Source organism: Bradyrhizobium sp. 190, from assembly GCF_023073415.1.
GTDB lineage: Bacteria > Pseudomonadota > Alphaproteobacteria > Rhizobiales > Xanthobacteraceae > Bradyrhizobium.
Map to the genome: position 1 here is coordinate 75,933 of NZ_JADPJL010000023.1, position 21,902 is coordinate 97,834.

General features: G+C 58.3%; 18 protein-coding genes and 2 pseudogenes. 11 read left to right on the forward strand and 9 right to left on the reverse strand.

Annotation, left to right across the window (positions count from 1 at the left end; all coding sequences use genetic code 11):
* Positions 1–413: 413 nt before the first annotated feature.
* The 4 genes from IVB22_RS15325 to IVB22_RS15340 form a co-directional block, all read right to left on the reverse strand.
* Positions 414–722 (reverse strand): hypothetical protein, encoded by a 309-nt coding sequence (locus tag IVB22_RS15325; protein WP_247518156.1) that lies wholly within the window; start codon positions 720–722, stop codon positions 414–416.
* 33 nt (positions 723–755) lie between these two features.
* The gene (locus tag IVB22_RS15330; protein ID WP_247518157.1) at positions 756–1,196 is read right to left on the reverse strand and encodes a hypothetical protein; all 441 of its coding nucleotides are present in this window, start codon (positions 1,194–1,196) and stop codon (positions 756–758) included.
* A 23-nt stretch (positions 1,197–1,219) separates the two neighbouring features.
* Entirely contained in the window at positions 1,220–1,825 is a 606-nt protein-coding gene (locus IVB22_RS15335) for a DUF305 domain-containing protein (protein WP_374207536.1), read from the reverse strand.
* A 235-nt stretch (positions 1,826–2,060) separates the two neighbouring features.
* The gene (locus IVB22_RS15340) at positions 2,061–2,576 is read right to left on the reverse strand and encodes a DUF2243 domain-containing protein (RefSeq protein WP_247518158.1); all 516 of its coding nucleotides are present in this window, start codon (positions 2,574–2,576) and stop codon (positions 2,061–2,063) included.
* An 87-nt stretch (positions 2,577–2,663) separates the two neighbouring features.
* Between IVB22_RS15340 and IVB22_RS15345 the strand changes: the two genes are divergently transcribed.
* From IVB22_RS15345 to IVB22_RS15355, 3 genes are all read left to right on the forward strand, one after another.
* Positions 2,664–3,113, forward strand: a complete 450-nt coding sequence (locus IVB22_RS15345) for a DUF2892 domain-containing protein (RefSeq protein ID WP_247518159.1) — start codon at positions 2,664–2,666, stop codon at positions 3,111–3,113.
* A gap of 602 nt (positions 3,114–3,715) precedes the next feature.
* Positions 3,716–4,255, forward strand: coding sequence for a DUF421 domain-containing protein (locus IVB22_RS15350; RefSeq protein ID WP_247518160.1), 540 nt, complete (start codon positions 3,716–3,718; stop codon positions 4,253–4,255).
* Positions 4,256–4,339: 84 nt separating this feature from the next.
* Positions 4,340–5,653 carry a DUF2254 domain-containing protein gene (locus tag IVB22_RS15355; RefSeq protein ID WP_247518161.1) on the forward strand — a complete coding sequence of 438 codons (1,314 nt, stop codon included), beginning with the start codon at positions 4,340–4,342 and terminating at the stop codon, positions 5,651–5,653.
* 28 nt (positions 5,654–5,681) lie between these two features.
* Here the strand turns inward: IVB22_RS15355 and IVB22_RS15360 are convergent, their stop codons facing one another.
* Together IVB22_RS15360 and IVB22_RS41930 are read right to left on the reverse strand one after the other, a co-directional pair.
* Positions 5,682–6,959 carry a sodium:proton antiporter gene (locus IVB22_RS15360; RefSeq protein WP_247518162.1) on the reverse strand — a complete coding sequence of 426 codons (1,278 nt, stop codon included), beginning with the start codon at positions 6,957–6,959 and terminating at the stop codon, positions 5,682–5,684.
* Between the two features lie 394 nt (positions 6,960–7,353).
* A pseudogene (locus tag IVB22_RS41930) lies at positions 7,354–7,578 on the reverse strand (hypothetical protein); the annotation flags it as partial.
* A gap of 790 nt (positions 7,579–8,368) precedes the next feature.
* On the opposite strand from IVB22_RS41930, the gene IVB22_RS15365 reads away from it, so the two are divergent.
* The 5 genes from IVB22_RS15365 (at position 8,369) to IVB22_RS15385 (ending at position 14,440) form a co-directional block, all read left to right on the forward strand.
* Positions 8,369–11,086 carry a PAS domain S-box protein gene (locus IVB22_RS15365; RefSeq protein ID WP_247518163.1) on the forward strand — a complete coding sequence of 906 codons (2,718 nt, stop codon included), beginning with the start codon at positions 8,369–8,371 and terminating at the stop codon, positions 11,084–11,086.
* Complete coding sequence (locus IVB22_RS15370; protein WP_247518164.1) at positions 11,083–11,562, forward strand: response regulator; 480 nt, start codon at positions 11,083–11,085, stop codon at positions 11,560–11,562. The genes IVB22_RS15365 and IVB22_RS15370 overlap by 4 nt, the downstream gene beginning before the upstream one ends.
* A 362-nt stretch (positions 11,563–11,924) precedes the next feature.
* Positions 11,925–12,713 carry an alpha/beta hydrolase gene (locus IVB22_RS15375; protein ID WP_308200409.1) on the forward strand — a complete coding sequence of 263 codons (789 nt, stop codon included), beginning with the start codon at positions 11,925–11,927 and terminating at the stop codon, positions 12,711–12,713.
* A 16-nt stretch (positions 12,714–12,729) separates the two neighbouring features.
* Positions 12,730–13,866: a PAS domain-containing sensor histidine kinase gene (locus IVB22_RS15380; RefSeq protein ID WP_247518166.1), complete on the forward strand. Its 1,137-nt coding sequence runs from the start codon at positions 12,730–12,732 to the stop codon at positions 13,864–13,866.
* A 397-nt stretch (positions 13,867–14,263) separates the two neighbouring features.
* Positions 14,264–14,440, forward strand: coding sequence for a hypothetical protein (locus IVB22_RS15385; protein ID WP_247518167.1), 177 nt, complete (start codon positions 14,264–14,266; stop codon positions 14,438–14,440).
* Positions 14,441–15,294: 854 nt separating this feature from the next.
* On the opposite strand, the gene IVB22_RS15390 is transcribed toward IVB22_RS15385, so the two are convergent.
* Positions 15,295–17,355 (reverse strand): bifunctional diguanylate cyclase/phosphodiesterase, encoded by a 2,061-nt coding sequence (locus tag IVB22_RS15390; protein WP_247518168.1) that lies wholly within the window; start codon positions 17,353–17,355, stop codon positions 15,295–15,297.
* 406 nt (positions 17,356–17,761) lie between these two features.
* Here IVB22_RS15390 and IVB22_RS15395 point away from each other — a divergent pair, with 406 nt between their 5' ends.
* The 3 genes from IVB22_RS15395 to IVB22_RS15405 all read left to right on the forward strand — a co-directional run bounded on the left by IVB22_RS15395 (position 17,762) and on the right by IVB22_RS15405 (position 19,760).
* A complete protein-coding gene (locus IVB22_RS15395; RefSeq protein WP_247518169.1) occupies positions 17,762–17,968 on the forward strand; it encodes a hypothetical protein in 207 nt (68 codons plus the stop codon).
* Positions 17,969–18,800: 832 nt separating this feature from the next.
* On the forward strand, positions 18,801–19,283 hold the full coding sequence (locus IVB22_RS15400) for a hypothetical protein (protein WP_247518170.1): 483 nt from the start codon (positions 18,801–18,803) through the stop codon (positions 19,281–19,283).
* Positions 19,284–19,553: 270 nt separating this feature from the next.
* Positions 19,554–19,760 carry a hypothetical protein gene (locus tag IVB22_RS15405; protein ID WP_057834369.1) on the forward strand — a complete coding sequence of 69 codons (207 nt, stop codon included), beginning with the start codon at positions 19,554–19,556 and terminating at the stop codon, positions 19,758–19,760.
* 68 nt (positions 19,761–19,828) lie between these two features.
* On the opposite strand, the pseudogene IVB22_RS15410 reads toward IVB22_RS15405, so the two are convergent.
* Together IVB22_RS15410 and IVB22_RS15415 are read right to left on the reverse strand one after the other, a co-directional pair.
* Positions 19,829–20,176 (reverse strand): annotated as a pseudogene (locus IVB22_RS15410) (helix-turn-helix domain-containing protein); the annotation flags it as partial.
* A gap of 585 nt (positions 20,177–20,761) precedes the next feature.
* Positions 20,762–21,592, reverse strand: a complete 831-nt coding sequence (locus IVB22_RS15415; protein WP_247518171.1) for a hypothetical protein — start codon at positions 21,590–21,592, stop codon at positions 20,762–20,764.
* Positions 21,593–21,902: the final 310 nt, after the last annotated feature.

Sequence of the window (21,902 nt, forward strand, 5' to 3'; positions counted from 1 at the left end):
CTGAACGAGGCCAAAGGCCGCTTGATCAGGAGGCGATGAACCGACCCAGCGTGGGATCTGAGTTCGGTAGAATGGACTTACAATAGTCTCGCAAAGCAGCAATGGCGTCGATCGGAAGATCCCGGCGATTGCGTTCGAATTTCTTCGGCACCCCTTGCTCGGTCACGAAGGCGACATGGTAGTTGCGGTCAGCCGCCAGGGCCTCGTTCTGTGTAAAGATGTGCTCGATCCGATGGCCACTTGGGTTTTCAATCTTGCCGTAGATGGTCAGTCCCCTGAAACGCTTCAGATAGCCCCCATCTGACGGAACGGGTCCGCCGAAAAAGTACGTTCGAGGTTCTCCTCCATCATCTCCTGATTTCTGCTCCAGTCATATCAACGCTGGAGACAGGCGGATTTGTGGGAATGATGTTTCAGAGATCGTTCACGGTAACAGGGCCCGGCGGGACCGGCGCCCCGTAACGCCAGCCGTTCGAAAACGCGATCTCGGTGCTCGCCGCCTGCGCGATGGCCGCGAGCAATGCGTCATGCATTGATGAAAAAAGGGTGGTATTGCGGTGAAGCCCCACAGAGGTGCGGCCGACCACCTCGCTCAGGATCGCGCGGTGAGGTGCCATCGCGCACTCGACCAGGGCTTCCATCTCGGTATCGGCCGCGATGGTCTCATCGATTGAAATCAGTTGGTGTCGAGCTCCAGCGACCCTGGCGCTTTCGATATCCAAGTCCAGCTTCCCCACAAACGACCCGTGACGACCCTACTGGATGATCAGCGTCTCGCCAATACGCGGTGGATGATCAAGCCGGTTATGCGCATGGCCGCTCACGACTACGTCGATGCCGTCAACGATTTTGGCCAGCCTGACGTCCTGCGGAAATCCCAAATGTGACAGGACCACAATGAGATGCACGCCTTCGGAGGATCGGAGCTTTGCGATCTCAGCGGGAAGTTCATCGATGCCCGAAGTGAAACGCAGTCCCTCACTGAACCGCGGCGGTATGCTTTTGTCGATGATGGTCGCCGCAACGCCGATGACGCCGACGCGAAGACCACGACGCTGAAGGACGATCGACCCTTGAAAAGGCCGCTTCCCCGACTGCTTGTTATAGCAGTTGATGGCCAGCACAGGGTGCTTGAGGCGTTGAGCAAGTTCCTGAAAGTGCTGCGGACCCCAAGCAAACTCCCAATGCGCCGTCATGGCGTAAGATACTGAACGAGCGATCACCGGGTCGGCTTAGGCTTGTCTGCGCCAGCTTGTGCATCGGATTCGGGTGCAGGGGGAGGGGCGCCCGAATCGCGGTAGGTCGGCAAATCCGGCGCGTCCCTGGGTGTTGGATTTGCCTTCAGCCGGGCGATGTGGCGCTTCATCTCGGCGATCTCGCGCACCTGCGCCTCGATGATGCGATCGCCGAGCTTGCGCACCTCGGGATCCTTGATGTGCGCGCGCTCGCTGGTCATGATCGCAATCGAGTGGTGCGGAATCATCGCCTTCATATAGCTGACGTCATCGACCGTCTCCTGGCTGCGCACCAGCCACAGCGCGCCCGCGAACACCGCGATCGATCCGGCGACAATGCCCATGTTTACGCGGCGGCTCGAATACATGCCCCACATGAAGCCGATCATGATGATTGCCATGGCGGCGCCCATCACCACCGCCATCCATGTGCGAGTCTGGCTGTATTCGACGTGGTTGAGGGCATAAGTGTTCAGATACATCAACCCAAACATCACGACGGTGGACGTCGCGATCATCGCGGCGAACCGGCCATAGCTCATGCCGCCATGGCCCTTGTGCCCATTGTCCCCATTCTGTCCGTGCTTCATTTTGATCTCCTGTTTCGTGCACTGTCGTTGCTTAACGCATGGTGCGACGTGTTCTTGACCGACTAAAGTAAGGACGCCCAAGCCGAGTTAGCGAATGGGACCGCCGCAAATGCTGAGTTGTAGCAGTTGATCAAGGGTCGGATTGAAACCGAATACCGACAGACGCCACATAGGCGCGGTTGCCAAGACGAGGGCGCCCGAGAAGGCAGCCCAAATACATGCGTTAAGAAATCCCTTATCTCCCGGCACGCATTGCCGGCGCACTCTCGCGCCGCCCCTGCCTGAGCAGATACCAGCCAATAATCAACATGGCGGCGCCCCAGACGATGAAGCCGATATCCCAATAAATGCGATAGCGTCCTTCCACCGTTTCATTCACGTGATGAACGCCGAGAAGATGATGGTCAACGATGCCCTCAATCACATTGAACGCGCCGAACCCAATAAGCATCGTGCCAACAAGCAGCTTGGTCGACCAGAACAGGTGGCGGCGGTGTGCAGTGCGCCAGAGGATGAACAATCCGGCGATGACGAACAAGTACGTCGAGCTATGGAAGATGCCGTCCCACCGCGTATTGAGTTCGAGATTCTCGATGGTGTTTGCCGGATACCAGCTGCTCAGCATGTGATGCCATTGCAGGAGTTGGTGCAGGATGATCCCGTCGAAAAACCCACCTAAGCCAAGACCAAACAGGATGCCGGCCGAGGCGGGAAAGCGGCGTTCTTGCATTGCAGGTGGAATATCCGACATCGCGGTGCCCGTTAGAGCGGTTGAGGACGGGCCCATGCCTGGGAACCGGCCGTGGGCTCTGAACGTTTGATTGTAAAGGAGAGTTCCATGGCTCTTGTGTCCACCAAGAACCGCGTCCCGACCCATACGGTCGAGCGTGTCAACGAACGGATCAAGCGTGAAACCGAGCTTAGGGTTCAAAAGCTTGCCTCCGACCCTGCTTCCATTGCCACCCGTCTGAAAGGACTTGACGCGGAATGGGATATCGAACGCGCGATCGAGGCGAATGCGTCGGTGTTGGTCTTCGCTGGTGTGGCGCTGGGATATTTCGCTCATCCGTACTGGCTAGCGCTACCCGCCCTTGTCACGGCCTTTCTGTTTCAGCACGCCATTCAGGGTTGGTGTCCGCCGGTTCCGATCCTGCGGCGGATGAGATTCAGGACCGTGTACGAAATTGAGCAGGAAAGGCACGCCCTCAAGGCGCTGCGAGGCGATTACGAGAGTGTGGCGCGGGCAACCGATAAGGCCTCGGCTGCAATAAGAGCAGCTGAAGCATGACCGCGCTGGTCCGGGCATTCTCCAACAGTCGCATCTTTAGCACCAAGTACGTCGTTGCCGATCGGCACGAAGTTTCCGCGACCGGGGTCGGGCGGCCTTTGCCGGTAGTAGCTGTTGCGATAACGATAGAAATTGGAGGGCCTCCAGTTGTTCCCTTTGACGCAGATCATGCGATTTGGAACAGGCCGTCGTGGACGGTCCCGTGAGGCAACCGCGTGGTTGAGCCTGGACTTATGAGTAACGGAACTAGACGAGATTGCGTCCGCTGTCGGCGAACTCCGATGGTCGTCGATGGATGGCAAAAAATGCTTGAGAGCCACCCACAACCAACCTGCTGAACGCCATCTCGCGAGGCAGCCCACGTACGAGGCCTCGGGAGCTCTGGCGGAAGCTCGGAAGCGAGCCCCGGTGGTTCCCGCGGCGGCCGGTATTGGGTGTTGCTTCCAGAGCGGATACGACACGTTGATGACGTTGATGACTGATCTCAGATCGAGGCTGTGAGGTTCGTTTTCTCCGTGTGCGCGGTTGATGATTCGTGCAGGAACATGACGCCACTGACGGACCAGACGCACAGCGAACCGTACCGTTCGAGGAGACGCGATTTGGATTGGCAGAGCATCTTCTTCCAAGACTGGGAGGGTATCGTCCGTACGATCGTCGTAGGCATACTCGCTTACACGACGCTGATCGTCTTCCTCCGGATTTCCGGAAAGCGTACCCTGGCAAAACTGAACGCGTTCGATTTGGTGGTCACCGTCGCACTGGGATCCACATTGTCTGCGATCCTACTCCAAGAGTCAGTGGCTTTGGCAGAGTGTGCTGTCGCGCTGGCTCTTCTTATCCTCATGCAGTTCTTCGTGACGTACACTTCCGTGCGCTGGCCAAGCTTCGCTGGAGCCATGCGGGCCGAGCCAACACTTCTGGTCCGAAACGGCAAAGCGTGCCGAGAGGCGATGAAGCGCGAGCGTATCACCGAGAGCGAAGCGCTCGGCGCCATCAGGGCCAGCGGAGGTCACCATATTGAGGAGGTGGAGACCCCAATCCTCGAGAGCGATGGGACTCTGAACGTGTCGCTACTCGATCGTCAATCGAGTATGCTGAGGGAGAAAGTCAAGGATGCACCGGACATGCCATTAACCTGAGTGCTATTAGGCAGAGATTTTGGCCAAGATGGATTAGTGGCCGACGATTTCAAAGCCTAAACCTGGAAGGAAGGTATCGGTATCGTGAAAGCGCGCCTCAGAAGAGCTGTTGAGGTATTGAGCGAGACCTTCTGGGTTCTTCCGGGATTGATGACTTTCGTCGGAATTATTCTCGCGCTTGCTTTCGTCCACATTGATGACAGCAATATACTTCCGGCTTGGTTGCTTGCGAGTGCTTGGCTCTACAATGGCGGCAGTACGGGGGCGCGGACCCTGCTCGGTGCCGTTGCCTCCTCGACGATCGGCGTTGCCGGAACGGTCTTTTCCATCACCATTGCAGCCTTGTCTTTAGCGGCCGGTCAGATGGGGCCGCGGCTGCTTCGAAATTTCACGAAGGACCGCGGCAATCAAATCACGCTGGGAGCGTTCCTTGGAACATTCTCCTATTCACTCATGGTGCTGCGGACGGTCCGGTCTGAAGATGAGGGAGCTTTCGTTCCCCATCTTTCTCTCACATTCGGCATCATCCTGGCCTTTGTGTGTGTCGGCACGCTCGTATACTTCGTTGGCCATATGGCGGGCCGCATCAACGTCGATACTGTCGTGGACTTGGTCAGCGATGATGTTCGAAAGGCGATGCAGCGGCTCACTGTCAAAGAGCGGCAGCCCAACCCGCCCGCGTTAAGCTTCTGGGACGCGGCAGAACCTGCTGCCGATGGCCGGCGCGGGTATCTTCAACAGCTCGATGCACCGGGTTTGGCAAAGTGGGCCGTCGAAAATAGTACCAGCGTGTTGTTGCTGGTGAGGCCCGGCGGTTACGTGTTCCCGGGCGCGCCGATAGCATTCGTGAAGCCCAAGGTGGAAGGTGCGGAAGACGCAATCCGCAGCGCCACCGCTCTCGGCCCTCAACGCGGTAGCTCGGCAGACATTGAGTTTGCCGTGAGGCAGCTCGTTGAAGTGGCGGTCCGTGCGTTGTCGCCGGGCATTAACGACCCTTTGACGGCGATCAGCGTCATTGATCGTCTTGGCGCGGCACTCTGCGACCTTGTTCCGTTGCATTTGCCCACGGGCGTGGTGATCGAGCGGGGCCATCCGGTGCTCGTCGTTCCGAGCGTCGACTATGATGGACTTCTGGATGCGATGTTTCACATGATCCGACAGAACGGATCGAACAGCACCGCGGTTTTGATACGGATTCTGGACGTGCTCGCGGCCGTGGTCACTTTCGAGCGAGATTCCTCGCGGGTTGCAACGCTCCAGCGTCATGCCGACCTCGTGCTCGACGACGCCAGCCGGCAAATCACATCGCCCGCTGATTTGCACGACATACGGGACCGGCATCGAGGTTTTGTAGCAATGAAAGATCGTGGTCCTCTCGCTCATCTGGCAGCGACGTAGTCATCGCAGAACCCAAAGTGATCGGCGGTTAGAATCTTTTGACTTCGTCCTCGTCCCCTAGCAACACAGTCCGCTTGGCGACGTAGCCGAGCGTCGATCCCTGGATGATGATGCTGAAAAGGACGACCGCGTAAGTTGCGGCCAGAATTGCCGGCCTCGCAGGGCTGTCGGGCACGGAAAGAGCGAGCGCCACGGAAATGCCGCCTCGGATACCGGCCCACGCAAGAAAGGGCACGTTGCGAATTGCCATAATCTGGCTTGACCACGAAACGAGCGCGGGAAGACCGACGGAAATGAACCGTGCGGCAACGACGATCGGAATTGCTGCAGCTGCGATGACCAAAGCGTTCGGCGTGAAACTCAGGATCAATACTTCGAGGCCGATCAGGAGAAACAGGACCGAGTTGAGGATCTCGTCGATCAACGTCCACAGTCCGAAGACATAGCTCTGTGTCTGGTCGCTCATCGCATCTTGAGGCCCGCGATGGCCGATAAGAAGGCCCGCGGCGACAACCGCAAGCGGCCCGCTGACATGCAGCCGCTGGGCGACGGCGTATGTGGCCGTCACCAGAGCCAATGAGATCAGCACTTCGATGGCGTAGTCGTCGATAAGGCGCATGGCCCGGTACGCGAGATAGCCGGTGACTATGCCGAGCACCAGGCCGCCACCGGCCTCGACCAGAAGCAATTCACCAATGGCGACGATCGTCGTGCGCTCGCCGGCCTCGCCCGTTGCGAACAAGAGAAGGATCGTGAACAGGACGATACCGATGCCATCGTTGAATAGCGATTCACCCTGCATCTCAACCTCAAGACCGGGCGGGACATTGATGTTCTTGAGGGTACTGAGAACAGCTACCGGGTCGGTCGGGCTGATGAGCGCGCCGAAGACCATCGCCCAAGCCAGGGTCAGCGGCTGGCCAAGCAACGCTGCCGCCTGCCAGACGGCAATGCCTACGATCAGTGTTGAAACGGCCGTGCCGAATGTGGCGAGAACGATGACCGGAACTGCCCGGCTCCGAAGCCGTCCGAGATCGACATGAAGCGCTCCGGCGAAGAGAAGGAAGGCCAGCATTCCCTGCATAACCACTGCGCTGAAATCGATCTGCAGCAGTGCGCTCGTGAGCGCGTCGAACAAGTGCTTATCCGGTACCGCAGCATCGATTCCCACGAGAATGAGCGACACGACGACGCTCATGATGAGGAGGCCAATCGTATGAGGGAATGGCAGGTACTTGTGATTGACCCAACCCAGCACCGCCGAAAGCGTCAACAGAACGGCGGATAGTTCGAAAAAGGACAGCACCTGCCGGGCCTCGCTGCGTGATGTGCTCGATCGATTCTATCGGCACTATTGTTGCGCAAACATGAGCGCGAGTAACGCGGTCGAAACCCCTCTGGCTGAGGTTCTTCAAATCAACTCAACTTGTCGATCGAGGCTTGCAGCACGACATGCGCCTGGACCTTTCCGGAGACAGCGCCGACGCCGTCGTCGTTCGCGATTGCTTCAGTGGCAGATGTGGTAAACGCCTTCCAGCGCGGTCGTACCGCGCGCCTTCCATTTTGTTCCGCAGCGGGGTACCTTGGCAATAAGCGACGGCGGGGTGACGGGGGCTCGGCGCGTCGCTCCTTCGCGCCAGATTTTCGATTTGCATCTAAGAAGCCGGAAGGCGCGCAAATCCGCTTCGATCGCGGCAACGTCATGATAGCCGTGTGGCGTGCGCGAGAAATAGGAGGTGGATCCTGTCGGAACAGGTTGCCCGCTGCTCCGTTACCGCGGACGAAGTCGTTTTGGTAAATGCTGTTCCAGACGTTGCGGAACGGTCGCCGGGACGTAGAATGCGTAGGGTCTCGCAGTATCCAGCAATACGGTCCAGAAAGAACGTGACGCCGAACTGGCAGCATACCACATCGAATCGTTGGTCTTCGAAGGGGCAATGTTAGCGTATCGCCCATTGCCACACGATCCGTGTGTCAGCAGCTTGCCTGGTCATGGTCCTGTCGAGCATGGCTTGATTGAGATCGGTGATGCGCTTCGGTCACGACATGGAAGATTCATTATCCGATGCGACGGTCTTGGATCATGGTCTATTATCTCCTGCCGCAGCACAAGCGATTATATGTCGTCGAGAATTGCGCGAACGCGAGCGGCCCGGCAAAAGTAAGTGGCTTGCTGATCAGTTGGGTGCCTGGCTCAAGACGGCTGCTGTGAATAATGGCATTTCGCGTGTATCCGGTCGTGCTGTCGAGCGCGCCGCAAGCTCCCGGCGGTCCAGGCTGCCACAGGTAGGTACGACATCCGCGAAGAGAAATGCGATCGCTGCCAACGTTGTTCTTCCGTATTGTATCGAGAAAGCGGCGACTGCAACCCATGCATGTTTCGCACCTTACACAGTCCGAAAGCCCTTCCGAATTTCTCTAGCTAGCTCGGCGCTATGCCTCTTCCGACCTACTCGCGCGCTCTCAGTTCACTCGCAATGATCTCAATTCGTCGAAGTAAGTCGTCGCCATTTCAGATTTAAGAACTAGTCTATGCGATCAAAGATCGCAATCTAAGCAGCGTAAAGAGTAAATCGCTGAAGCGCAGGGCGCTGGACAATTCCTTGGCTAATGATGGAACTTTCCATGGCGGCGGACCTTTAGTCGTTTGTGGCGGCTTGCGGCCGCGTTTGGGGTAATATCTTACCACTCAATCGGCTTTAGGGAGATGGGCGTATGAACGTCCAAAATGGCACAGGGTCTCAACTGGACCGCATCGAATCGCTCGCGCCCTTCATTTGGCAAGATCCATCGGCAGCTTTTCTTGAGCAGCTTCCCGTTGCCATCTATGCTTGCGACGCGCGTGGCCGGATCCTCTGGTTTAATTCAAGAGCGGCAGAATTGTGGGGCCGCTCACCACGTCTCGGCGGTGATTCCGAACTTTTTTGCGGATCGTACAAGCGTTTTTTCGACGGGAAACCGATTTCCCGCGAACTGACGCCGATGGCCGAGGTCCTGAGGACCGGAATTCCTATCCGTGGCCTGGAAGGTCGGGTGGAGAGACCCGATGGCTCTCACATTTGGGCCGTTGTGAACATTGCACCGATACTTGACCAGAATGGTGACGTGGAGGGCGCGATCAACTGCTTTCACGAGCGCGTCGGCGGAGGACGTCTGGAAGATCCAGATGCGCACCGAGGTGACTGGCTGCGCGCGAGAGATGAGCGGCTTGCCGACGCCTATGAGCACGTAGGTGCGGGTATCGTGGAGGCCGACCAGGACGGGCGAATGCTCCGGATCAACCAACAATTGTGTCGGTTAACAGGCTATGCGGCTTCGGAACTTGTCGGAAGGACCATATTTCAGGAGACACTTCCCGAGGACGTGTCTGACGATCGCGAGCAATTCCGCCGGCAGCTCGCAGGGGAGTTGGATCGATATACCATTGAAAAGCGCATCTACTGCAAAGACGGGGGTTACATTTGGGCGTCCGTGACCTCGTCCAGCGTCCGAGACGCCGCCGGCAGGTTCCTTTACGCTGTTCGCGTGCAGCACGACATTACTGACCGCAAGCGCACCGAAGAAGAACTCGCCCGGCGCAGGGAGGAACAGGCTGCACTTTTTGCTTTTTCGGAAAGGCTGCAGCACTGCAGGTCAGCTGAAGAGATTTATGACGCTGCCCTCGCCGCCATCACGCGGGCCCTGGGATGCGAGCGGGCCTCCATCCTGCTGTTCGACGAGAGCCGCGTGATGAAGTTTGCCGCGTGGCGAAGCCTCTCTGAAGATTATCGGTCCGCTGTCGAAGGGCACTCGCCGTGGGCTCCGGACGAAGCCGACCCCCGTTCCGTCTGCGTTGAAGATATCGCCGCCGCGGAGCTACCCGAGGAAATGAAGCAAGCCATTATCCGTGAAGGTATCCGGTCCGCTGCTTTCATACCGCTTCTGCGGGATGGCCGCCTCACCGGAAAGTTCATGGCATATCACTCGATCCCGCACAGTTTCAGTGAGGCGGAAATCGACGTATCGCTTGCGTTGGCGCGCCTTCTTGGTTTCAGCCTGTCACGACTAGCGGCGGAAGATGCGCGCCGGACAGCCGAGCGCGACACCCGACAACTGGCCGCAATCGTACAATCTTCGGACGATGCGATCATAAGCAAAGATCTGGAAGGAATCATACAGACCTGGAACAACGGCGCGGTGCGACTGTTCGGCTATCACCAGGATGAAGTAATAGGCCAACCGATTACGCTGCTCATACCGCCTGATCGTCAAGACGAGGAGCCGAGAATCCTGGCGCTGATCCGGAACGGAGAACGTATCCATCACTTTGAAACTATTCGTCGGCGCAAGGACGGAAGCCTGATCGACATCTCCCTTACCTTATCTCCCATACGCGATCGCGCGGGACGCATCGTCGGGGTCTCGAAAATCGCGCGTGATATCACGAAGCGGAAGATTGCCGAGGCAAGCCTTCAGGAAAGCGAGCGGCGGCTGCAAGAATTGCTCGCAGCAATTCCGGCGGCAATATATACCACGGACGCCGAAGGCAGGATCACCTATTTCAACCAGACGGCCGTCGAGTTCGCTGGACGAACGCCGACACTCGGCAGTGATGAATGGTGCGTGACCTGGAAGCTCTATAATCCCGACGGCACCTTCCTGCCTCACGACCAATGCCCGATGGCGATCGCATTGAGGGAAGGTCGGCCGGTGCGCGGTGCGGAAGCCGTTGCGGAACGACCGGACGGCACGCGGGTGCCGTTCATACCATTTCCAACTCCTTTGCGCGACGCTTCCGGAAAGATCACCGGCGCCATTAACATGCTGGTGGATCTGAGCGAGCGGAAGCAGGCCGAAACGCAACAGCGTCTCCTGCTCAATGAGCTCAATCATCGTACCAAGAACAACATGCAGGTCCTGCAATCGCTGCTGTTCGGCGCTGCGAGGAGCGCCAAGAGCGAGGAGGCGCGGCGTGTTCTGCAAGAGGCAAGTGGAAGGATCGCAGCGATGGCGGCCGCGCAGCGCGTGCTCTACGGCACGACCGACGCGGCCAAGTTCTCCGCGGACCAATTCCTAGGGGCCGTCGTCGAGACGGTGCAGCAAACTTTGCCATCAGACGTGAAGATAGTTCGAACTCAGGCAAGCGGCATATTGTTCAACGAGATCGCCATGCCGCTCGCCTTGATTTTGAACGAACTCCTGACTAACGCAGCCAAGCATGGTGCCAAGGACGGGGACACCGGCAGCGTTCGAGTGGGATTGACCGAGCGCGACGGACGATTCGAGCTTCATGTCGAAGATGATGGCAATGGGTATGATTTATCAGCCGTCCGCAACACATCGTCCGGCCTGCGACTTGTACTTGGTCTCGCCCGCCAGCTTCATGCCGATTTCGAGGTAACTAGAATGCCGTCACGCGCGACCCTGCGTTTCTCCGCAGGAAGAGGCGCATGATGCTTCACCCGGATTTCGCCTATACATCCTTTGCCGCACCATTCGATCGTTCGGGCAATGGAGGCAATGAAGCGGAACGACTGAACCCGACGGAGCAGCTCGGTAAGGCCAGCGGCATCCTGATTGTGGAAGACGATTATCTGATCGCGATGGAGGCCGAAAGTGCCTTGACGGATGCCGGATTCAGCGTCACCGGGGTCGCCGCTACGGCTGAGGAAGCGCTTGAAATGGCAAATCAGCGCAGGCCAGTCCTCGTCATCATGGACGTTCGTCTCGCCGGCCGTCGTGACGGAATTGATGCCGCTGGTGACCTGTTCCGCGATCTTGGCTTGCGGTGTGTCTTCGCCACGGCGAATGACGATCATCAGACGCGCGCAAGAGCCGAGCCGTTCCGACCCATAGGGTGGCTGACTAAGCCTTACACCATGGTATCACTTATAAGCCTGGTTCGGACAATCATCTCGAAACCGAATTGATACGAGCTGATCGACCACAACAAGCGCATTTGCGTGAGACCCGGAAGATTGCCGAGTGGGGTGCGTTTAGGACTTCCCAGGCAGCGGAGCCGGATAGTAAACGCGCTCTCGTCGATAACCATTAGTGCGAATCAACTGCAATAAGGCGGGTGCGATGGCAGTTTACGACGGCGCAAAATGTGGTGGGAACGAGGCTAGTAGGAATGAGCGTTCATATCGATGAAGTGTGCCCTGCCGGCTTGGAAGCGGCATAGCAACGGCATGGTTGAATTTCGGCAACGGCAAGCAACAATGCGTCGCCCGTTTGGTATAATGTTTTCTGAAATCGAGAATGCGCGATGTACGCGCGGGAGTCCGTCAGAGTGGCAGTCAAATTTAGAAACAATGTGCAGGTCCGTGGCAGTGGCGAGCAGGCAATGATGTTCGCTCATGGCTTCGGGTGCGACCAGAACATGTGGCGCTTCGTGGCACCTGCCTTTGAGGCAGATTTCACCACAGTCCTCTTCGACCATGTCGGGGCGGGACGCTCCGATCTCAGCGCATATGACCGCCAGAAATATTCTACGCTGGCCGGCTATGCCGACGATGTCGTTGAGATCGGCCGCGCACTCGGCCTGAAGGGCGCCGTATTCGTAGGGCATTCCGTCAGCGCGATGATCGGCGTGCTTGCTGCAATCAAAGACCCTGAACTGTTCGAAAGCCTGGTCCTGGTGGGACCGTCTGCGCGTTACATAGATGACGGCGACTATGTCGGCGGCTTCAGCGCCCAGCAAATCGAGGAACTTCTCTCGTTTTTGGAGGAGAACCACATGGGATGGTCCGCCCAGATGGCGCCCGCCATCATGGGTAATCCAGACCGGCCCGAACTCGGCGAGGAACTGACCAACAGTTTCTGCCAGACCGATCCCGCGATCGCCAAAGAGTTCGCCCGGGTCACATTCCTTTCCGACAACCGCGCGGACCTGGCTAAGATTAAGGCGCGCACCCTTATCCTCCAGTGCAGCGAAGACATCATCGCCGGGATGCAAGTCGGCGCCTACGTCCAGCGCAACATCCCCGGCAGCCAGATGACCGTGCTAAAGGCGACCGGCCACTGTCCCAATCTGAGCGCTCCGGCGGAAGTAGTGACCGCCATCCGCGAGTTCGTCTGACGTGATAAATTCCCTCATGGGCGACAGCGACTTCGAAGACCTGTACGAAAACGCGCCTTGCGGATACCTGTCGCTGCGACCCGACGGGCGCATAGACCGTGCCAACAAGACGCTCGCGGGGTGGACCGGGTATGCCGCCGACGATCTCCCCGGCTTGCGGCTCAGCGAGCTGCTCAACATGGCCGGGCGGATCTTCTTTGAGACCCATGTGTCGCCCCTCCTGCGTATGCAGGGCTTCTTTGACGAATTCGCGCTGGATCTCCTCACCAAAGATGGGAAGCGGCTGCCCGCCATCGCTAACGCGCGCGAACGCAGGGACGACGCCGGTGCCCTGCTGTTCACGAGGCTGACCGTGCTGCGCGCCGCCGACCGACGCCGCTATGAGCGCGATCTGATCGATGCCCGCAAGCAAAGCGACGAACTGAAGGTCGCGCTCGAGGAACGCCTGCGCCAGGAGCGGGAGAATGCGGAGTTGCGCGAGCAGTTCATCGCGGTGCTGGGCCACGATCTGCGCAATCCGCTCGCGTCCATAGCGGCCGGGGCGCGGCTGATGCTGAAGGCCAAGACGCCTGAGGACGGCCTTAGGCTCGAAGCCATGATGCAAAGCAGCGTCGGCCGCATGGCGAAGATGATCGACAGCGTAATGGATCTGGCGCGGGGCCGCTTGGGCGGAGGCATCTCGGTTTCGAAGTCGATCACCGGAATCGAGCCGGTGCTCGATCACGTAGTCGCGGAACTCGCCACCGCCCATCCGGACCGTGGTATCGAAACGCAATTCGAGCTCGAGACCCCTGTCTTCTGCGATCCGGCCCGCATCGCACAGCTATTTTCCAATCTGCTCGGCAACGCGATCAGCCACGGCGCGCGGGACCGGCCGGTGCGTATCGGTGCCATGACCAAAAGCGGGGTCTTCGAGCTTTTTGTGGCCAATAGCGGAGCGTCGATACCCGCAGAAGCTCGGAAGCGGCTATTTCAGCCGTTTTATCGCGGAGCCGCACACGGCCCCTCGGAAGGACTCGGCCTTGGTCTCTACATAGCCGCGGAGATCGCGAAGGCCCACGGCGGGACGATTGATGTCGCCTCTTCGGAGCGAGAGACGCGGTTCACGTTCCGGATGCCTCTCGAAGGCGACGGGTCGCTGAGGCCAGGCTAAATAACGGACGGGCGCACGTCTCCAGCATCGATGTAAACGAGTCCGGGTGACGGTGAGCTTTTGCCGGACCCCAAAGGATCCCTTCCTTGTCCTTGTCCTCTTTTCCTCTGAAGATGCTGGTGCTTGTGCGATGCAAAAAGCTTAAGCGCAGCTGGCGGGATGATGCCATTCGGGGAAAAGGAACTTAGTGGCCCGCCGAGCAGTTACCGGGCATGGACCAGAAACGCCCCGCGAAAGCCGCTGGATGATCCCGCTAGCAGGCCAACTGGCCCACTCCTGGGCAGACCGGACGAGCCTTGGAACGGCAAGCTGGAGATGCACTTGCTTCCCCCGACCAGCCCAATTGCGTTTGAAGAGATATGGCAGGAGTCAAACATCCATTAGAAGGTCGGAATGAATGAAGCAGTCCCAGCACTATCTTGAGCGCGCCGAGAACTGCGCGACACTTGCAGAGCAGGCCGTAAACAAGCCCGCCAAGAACCGCTACAAGAGGATGGAGGAGGCTTGGCGCGCCCTCGCCGAGGAGCAGCAGTGGCTTGACGGCGAGGTCGCACCTCAGGAGCGAGCTGCATAAATTCTTTACGGTCCTACGTGCCTCAGACCTAGTGTGGCCTTCTGCAAAGTTGAAAGAGAGCACAATCTTTCGCTCCAGCAGCAATACGCTCGCGCAGGATCGACTTGGAATACTTAACCCGCAAAATGCGCGTGGTCGGCCTCAAGCAGGGCATGTTGAAGCGGATACGCGAACTTTCGTCATGGGCATTCTTTCGGCCGGAACTGGAGAGCGGTGGGGCCAAATTGAAACGATGATTAACATCAGCGGGTGTTCGGTGCGGCTCTGGTCCCTCGAAAAACATACTCGCTCAACAAGGTCGCGGTGCAGGTGTCCCGGCAAGCCAGCGGACTGCCGTAGCTGAAGGCCATTTTTTCGCTCTCCTGCCGGAATTCCTAGCGATCCTGATCAAGTAGAAGCTCTTCTTGGCCTAGGTGCACAGACGAAGGCTTGTAACGCGATACGTAGTGTAGAGCGGCGGACGTGTGAGTGGCTTGGCAGGATGTATAACCTTATCGGGCCGGCGTGCCGATTACTCAGGAGTTTCATGGCTCCCGGCGCGCTGCCTACTCGTCCTTGTAACTTGGGAGATATTCGAGGGTGGAAAGAATTGTCGTGCCCGCCGCTCTACCGCATCAACGATGTTGCGGTGCTGTACCCAGTATTCCTGTCGCGATGTACTTGCCTGCTTTGAATAACTGACCCGACGCGTCAGCCAGCATCAGATAAGTTCCTGGCTCACCGCTCCGCGATACGGCCTTTTCAAGCGTTTTTCGACAAGCTCGACCGAGCGCCGCAGCTGTATGTTCGGTGCTAGTCCAGTCGGGCCGAATCAGGCCGTCTTCGGTGCTGGGGCCTCTTGAGAAAGACAGGACTCATGCAATTCGCGCATACCCTTCACGATGAGATAACAATTCCTCGAATGCCTCGGCAGGCAGTGGCTTCGAGAACAAGTAACCCTGTAATTCTTGACAGTTCTCCAATCGAAGAAACGTCGCTTGAGCGATCGTTTCGACGCCCTCGGCGGTCACGTCGAGGTTCAGATTTCGTGCCAGCGCCATGATCGATCGAACGATTGCAGAATCTTTCGGCGCAGAGTTGGCACATGCGTTTTGCACGAAACTGCGATCGATTTTGATGCGCGTCAAAGGATAACTTGTGAGGCAACTCAACGAAGCATAACCCGTCCCGAAATCATCGAACGCAATGCTCACCCCCATCGTCCTGAGCTCTCTCAAAGGTGAAAGCAGGGCTTCATCCTGGAAGAGTGCAATGTTTTCAGTGATTTCGAGTTCTAAAGCCTGCGGCGGCAATCCGCTGTCTTGCAGAGCATCCTTGACGTCCTGAAGCAGCGTTCCCTGCCGAAAGTGGACGGCAAAGAGGTTTACTGCGACTCTCAAGTTGCCAAGTGTCTTCTCACGCCATGAGACAGCGCTGCGACAAGCCGACGCCAAAATCCACCGTCCGACCTCGAGCGATATCGCACTCTCGGCAAGAGCCTCGATGAAGATCGCCGGTGCTATCACCCCACGAGTCGGATGTTGCCACCGGAGCAAGGCCTCCGCGCCAACGATTGCGGCGTCATCGGAGCGGACCTGCGGCTGAAAATAAAGGACAAATTCCTTGTTGATCCATGCGCGACGGAGCTCGTTGTCGAGGACACGACGAGATTCGGCTTTGGCCCGAAGCGTTGGAACGAAATTCCTGATACGCCGACCACCGGCACCTTTTGCACTGTGCAGGGCCAGATCGGCATTCGCGAGCAGAGTGTCGGCGTCGGAGCCGTCGGCAGGAGCGATGGCGAGCCCAACGCTTGCGGCGGCGAATAGTTCATGCCCGTCTATCTCAAATCGGCTCGCGAGCTTGTTGAGCTTCTCTTCTGCTATCGCGTTCCCAGTAATCGGATTGCCGCAGTTGCGCATGAGCAGGACGAATTGATCGCCTCCCAATCGGTAAGACCGACATGAATCATCGGCTGCGACGATCCGCTCGGCAGCTTCCCGCAACAACCTGCCGCCGATCGAGTGACCGAGCGTGTCATTGATGTCCTTAAATCCATCCAGACCGATGATGGCGATCGCGTGCTTTGACCCAATCGCTGCGCTTTCATCAAGCATTGCATTCAAATCAGCTGTCAGGCTGGTCCGATTCGGGAGTCCAGTAAGCTGATCGAAGTGCGCAAGCCGCCACAGCGTCTCCTCTGCGGCTTTCTGTTCAGTCATGTCACGGCCGACGAAGAAGTGTCTCTGTTCGGGTTCGGACCAGACGCCCGACCAAGCCAGAGGGACGACTCTTCCGTTCTTGTGAGTATATCGGCATTGAAAATTGCGAGTCTGTCGGCCCTGTCGCGCCAGCTTCATCTCAAGACGGGTGCTGTCGAGATCATCAGCAAAAATGAAATTTCGCCCGGTGCGGCCGATCATGTCCTCAGGCCTGTAGCCGATCGTGGCAAGCGAACTCGGACTGACCTGCGTAAAGACGCCTCGGCGGTCGGTGACAAGGATCAGGTCTAGAGAGGTTTCAAACAATCGCCGCCGTTCTTCCGATTCCTTGCTCAAGGCGTCGGTCGCTTGCTTGAGTTCTGCCTCTGCTTCCTGCCGCTCCCTGGATGCCAACGGGAGCCATCGAAAGGCAATCAGAACAAGGACAGCGCATGCGGCGGTCACATTGACGATCTTCGGAATGATCAGCAGGCGCGGGTCGCCCAGCACTTCAACGATCGATACCGAAAAAAGCCCATATTGCCCGCCGAAATACAATCCGAAATAGAGATTCTCCGCGATGTTACGGATCGTATCGATAACCAGCACCGCCAACAGCAGCCGAACCGCCCCGAACGTGCGGGGGTTACGAACGTAAGCCACACCTACCGTCGCCAGTACCGCCAGCCAAAGCGATATGATGAGCCAATAAATCAATGCCGCCGCGAGAGCCATTTTCGACGCATGTCCTGAAATAATAACAACCAAGACGGTTATAAGAGGAACTTCTCAACGCCGAATGATGGCAGTCGAAATTCGGGTTATAAAGTTGCGCATAGGTTAATGCCAAATATCGATGAAATGCTGCGCTGCAAGCGAGTCGGACCGTCCCCGCTCGGGGCGTAGCTCGGTTACTTCGCTTCCCTCGTCGGACCCAGCCAGGTCGAAGCCGGCTCACCCATCGCCGCCATTTCGCAAGTCGTGGCCGGCCCGGATTGCGGCTCGTCCGCCTTCTGTGGGCGCAGTATCACTCAGCTGGTGGTCGCGATCGGATAGCGTCCGGACCTCTCGTTGCTCGATGAATCCGGTTGCACGCGAGTTGTCGGCCGCGCTTGGTCGCACGATCTCGTAGATCTTTGTCATGAAAGGGCAACTCGCCGCCTTGGGAATGCCGCCGTATGTCGTTGAGCACGTGGCGACCACGGCGGGCCTGCATCAGGACAACCGGTACGATCGGTTCAGCAATGCCGAAAGGCTGACCGGCATAGGTCCGGATAAGCGTTCGGGAATTCGTGCAGAAGAACGCGCGTGCGTTCGCACCGATCGCGCTTCGAGCACGGCTGAATAAACGGCATCGTGGACAGGGGTATGGCTTCGAAAGGAGCGTGGTTGTGAGGGCACGCAACCACCGATACCGACATTCACTTCAAGTCACGATCTGCAAAGATGGTCCCTGGGGGAGATCCTCGCGTCCCGAACGCAGTGTATCTGCAATCGACAACGATTTTTCAGCGATCGCGTACTTGTTCGAATGAAACAAAATCGGAATTTCGGTTCGTAGCGCATATCGCGCTGTAAGATAAAGGAAAAATGGCGCACCCGACACGATTCGAACGTGTGACCTTTGCCTTCGGAGGGCAAACGCCAACCAGCCCTGCTGTTCTTTCCCGACGGGGAATTGAAGGGTTGGGCCGGTACTTGAACGCGCCTCGATGATTTCATGACAAGATTAGAGGCGAAACGCCAGTTTTCGGCCGTAGCTCAAATGGTGGTTTTTAGCCTAAGAAGGCCCAAAATACCTTATCTTTCAATGGGGATTGACTGACACTCTCTCCGCCAGCCTCAAGCTGTCCGGCCCGGACACATCGGTAACGGAGCATAGAGCTCGGCAGGGCACTTCATCTCGAGGGCCTCGGCCCTATTCCTCCAGATTGGGCTTCGCGAGTTGACGCCATTCCTTCTCGGATGAGCAGCGCAAGAAGCATGCTTCACGTCGAAGTTTTTTCCCCCTCCAGAGGGGCTGTCCGTAAAGCGCGTTCAACGACGTTGCTGATAGACTTCGCGTGCCACTGCCCCGCCGGGCGCCGTCGCGACGCCTCCAGCATGCAACTGTTTAACCATCCGTTAACCATAGCTATTCATGATGCTGCTCGTGTGTGTTCGCGACGAGCTTGAACTACATGGCGCAGCGTAATTCCAGAGCGTCAGTTGTAGGGGATGAGGACGCCCTGAGCTTTCCCTCCCCGCTGGCACCAGACAAGGGAGCAACAGCCCTTGATCTGGTAAATCAAGCGGCCGATGTTTTCCGCGGTATGGAGAAGCATGCCCGCGAGACGGAAGTCCGTGCCCAGTCACTTTGCACGAACGCCTTAGAAGGATTGCGGCTTGCCGAAATGCGAGCGGAGGCCGCCGAACGGGCACAACGTGAACTCATCGTCACCGCCGAACGTAAGTTGCAACATGCGTGCCGAGCGCTGGAACAAGCTCGGTCCTGTATTGAAGCTCAGAAGGATAAGTTGACGGCCGCAGAGTTTCGTGCCGAAGTTGCTGAAGCCGAAGCACGACAAGCCAAGGAGGCGCTCGCGCTCGTTGAAGAGGCCATTCGCAGGCGTCTGCTTTGCGCAAACCCGGATGCTGATGGCAGGTTGGCGGCAGTAGCCTGATCCATTGCGACTGCCATGGTTGCTACTGTGGCAGGTGCGGCACGAGCGAACACCTCTGCTGTGAGCTTGACGGCAGCCGCCTCCTTTAGGCCAACCATTTGAGATCGGGCGGCGCATGGGTCGAGGTTTCAAGGTGTACCGCGCGCGCCAATTCAGAATGACAGAGCCGAACGATAACTGACTATTAACCAAGTTGGATTATCTGGGGAGTTGGGCATTCGGGGCGCGTGTGCTGGCTTGCGGGCCAGCCGGTAGTGTAGGCGTGGACCCATGGCCCTTGACCCCGAAGAGTTCGTTACCCTGACAGATCACGGCTCGATGAAACTGCGCGCGGCCGTATTGCGCGCGATGACGTTGCTGCCCAAGGAACGCAAGCGGACAACAATCGTCCGCGAGGGTGAACCGGCGATCCTGAATTTCGAGCAGATCAAGAACCTTGCGGCGCAGTGGGACGAACGGCTCGTGCCAATCGACTAGTTTCGCAGTGCTAGGTTCAACCGGGCTGCGCCCCAGGCGAAGCGGTAGTTGATCCGCAGGGTGACCATATCGAGCACCGCATGGATGGTGCTTTTGGCGGGAATCCTGACATCGCCATCGAGCCGCCGGACCAGCAGTTCGCGGATCTTGCGCGCGCCCCAGTACGGCTTCTCGGCCTTCAGGCGGACAATCAGGCCCTCGATTTGTTCCGGCAGCTGATTGGCATAGCGCACCGGTCGCCTGGAACGATCGCTCAAGGCAGCCAATCCTTGCTCCCTGTAGCGATCGAAAATCTTGTAGCCGGTCTTACGGGATACCCCGAACTCCCGGCAGACGTCCGTCATGGCCTCCCCGTCCAGCAGGCGGGCGACAAAGCGAAGGCGTTCTTCCATCACCGAACTCGCTTTCCACGGCATCCACACCTCCCGCAGAACAAAAGCGGAAAGTGTAACCCATGTGTCCGGTACGTTTTGTCACCTATGTCTCGGGCCGCTCACCGGAGTGCGACGCGCTATCCTGCAGCTTCTGGCTACCGATCTGGTGCGCGGTCGCCATTGGGAATTGCGGATATGGATGAAATCGTCTTTCGAGAAGCAGACCGCGAAACCTGATCGGATCTTGTGAGCCTCTTTGAGAGCCGGGGCGGCCCAAAAAAGCTGCTGGTGTATGGTTTGGCGATCAACTGCCGCTGAGGCGTGCCGGCGAACAGGGTCGTCCCGACATCGCTGAGCGTTGGGAAACGTCGCAGACGCCTCGGCGGCCAGCTGATTTTCCTTGACGAGACCTGGACGACGACCGCAACGATGCGTTGTTGCGCCTGGGCCGACGCCTTTGTGAGCCATCCCTTCGGTGAGCGGTGATGTCTGCACTGCACTGAATCCTCATGAAATAGCCCCGGTCGCGCGTTCTGCGCGCCGGGGCGCTGCAATGGCCGTTGGTCAATCGGCCTCGGGTGAACCCTATGTGTGGCGCGCCATGTCAGCGCGGCGCCCCCGGGGGGATCAGCCGTTCTTCAGAACGATCGCAGCGGACGCATAGTCCGTCGTCGGGGTGAAGATCGAAGTGAAGGTCGCCGCGGCACCGGGTGCGTAGTCCGCGACGTTGAGGTAGCTGCCGTTGCTCCCTTGCCCATGATCGGAGGCGAGCGAGGAGAACGGAGCATACGGCGACGCGATGGTGTATGAGCTAGCATCGCCCGCCAAGATCAGCCCCGTTGCCGAGCACGGGATGCTCGTCAGGACGGGGAAGACAGGCGTTGCATTGCTTTGCCTACCTTGCGTCGAGAAGAACGGCGACGCGCCGTTCTCCAATGGGGTCGTCTGATCGACATGCGAGAAGGCACCGAGCCAAACAACCGCGGCGTCATTGCCGCTAAAGTCGACGCTGACCGCGAAGTTCGTGAGCGCACTGGGAGCTCTCGCGATCCACGCTTCCAGAGTTTGGGACGGGTACACCGCTGCGCTCACTTTCCCGATCTTTGTCCACGTAAGGCGGGGCGTCGACTGGAAAATATCGACGGATGCGGGTGTATTGCCCTGTCCCGAAACGGCGTCAGCCGATGCGAAGGCCACGAGCAGATCCCCTTGGTTCGCCGAAGGCAGCGTAACGTGGACCGTACCCGCTCCTAACCACGCCGAACCAGTGGCCTGCGAGGTGAGCGAGATCGCAGGCGTGGCCGGCGGCGTCACAACCGGCGGCTTGAGGAGGAGATAGACGTTGTTGCTGTCCGACGTGATGTCCAGCAACGAGTTGCCACCTGCATCCTGCACTTCAATGGCGTTGCCGTCCGCGAGGGCGACAGCGCTTGCGTCTGAAATCGTCAAAGTCGTCATGCTAGCTCCTGTTTGAAATCCGGATTCTCCAACAGAGCCCGGGGCAGTCCAATGTCTTCGGCTTCTTGAGCACGCCAGTGTCTGCCAGCTGTGCCGCGATCCCTGCCGAAGCTTCGAGATCGCTGTTCAGCTGCTTCACGTCGAGCAGCTGCTGCAAGTTCTTGTGATGATCAGCGGCCGGAGTCCGATGACGCGATCAAGCATGGCGTCACCCGATCCGGCCCGGCGTATCGCGCCGGACGATGCTGCCGAGATGGGTCTTGCCGACGACCTTGGGGCCGCGATACTCCGGCGCCGGCTCGGTGACCAA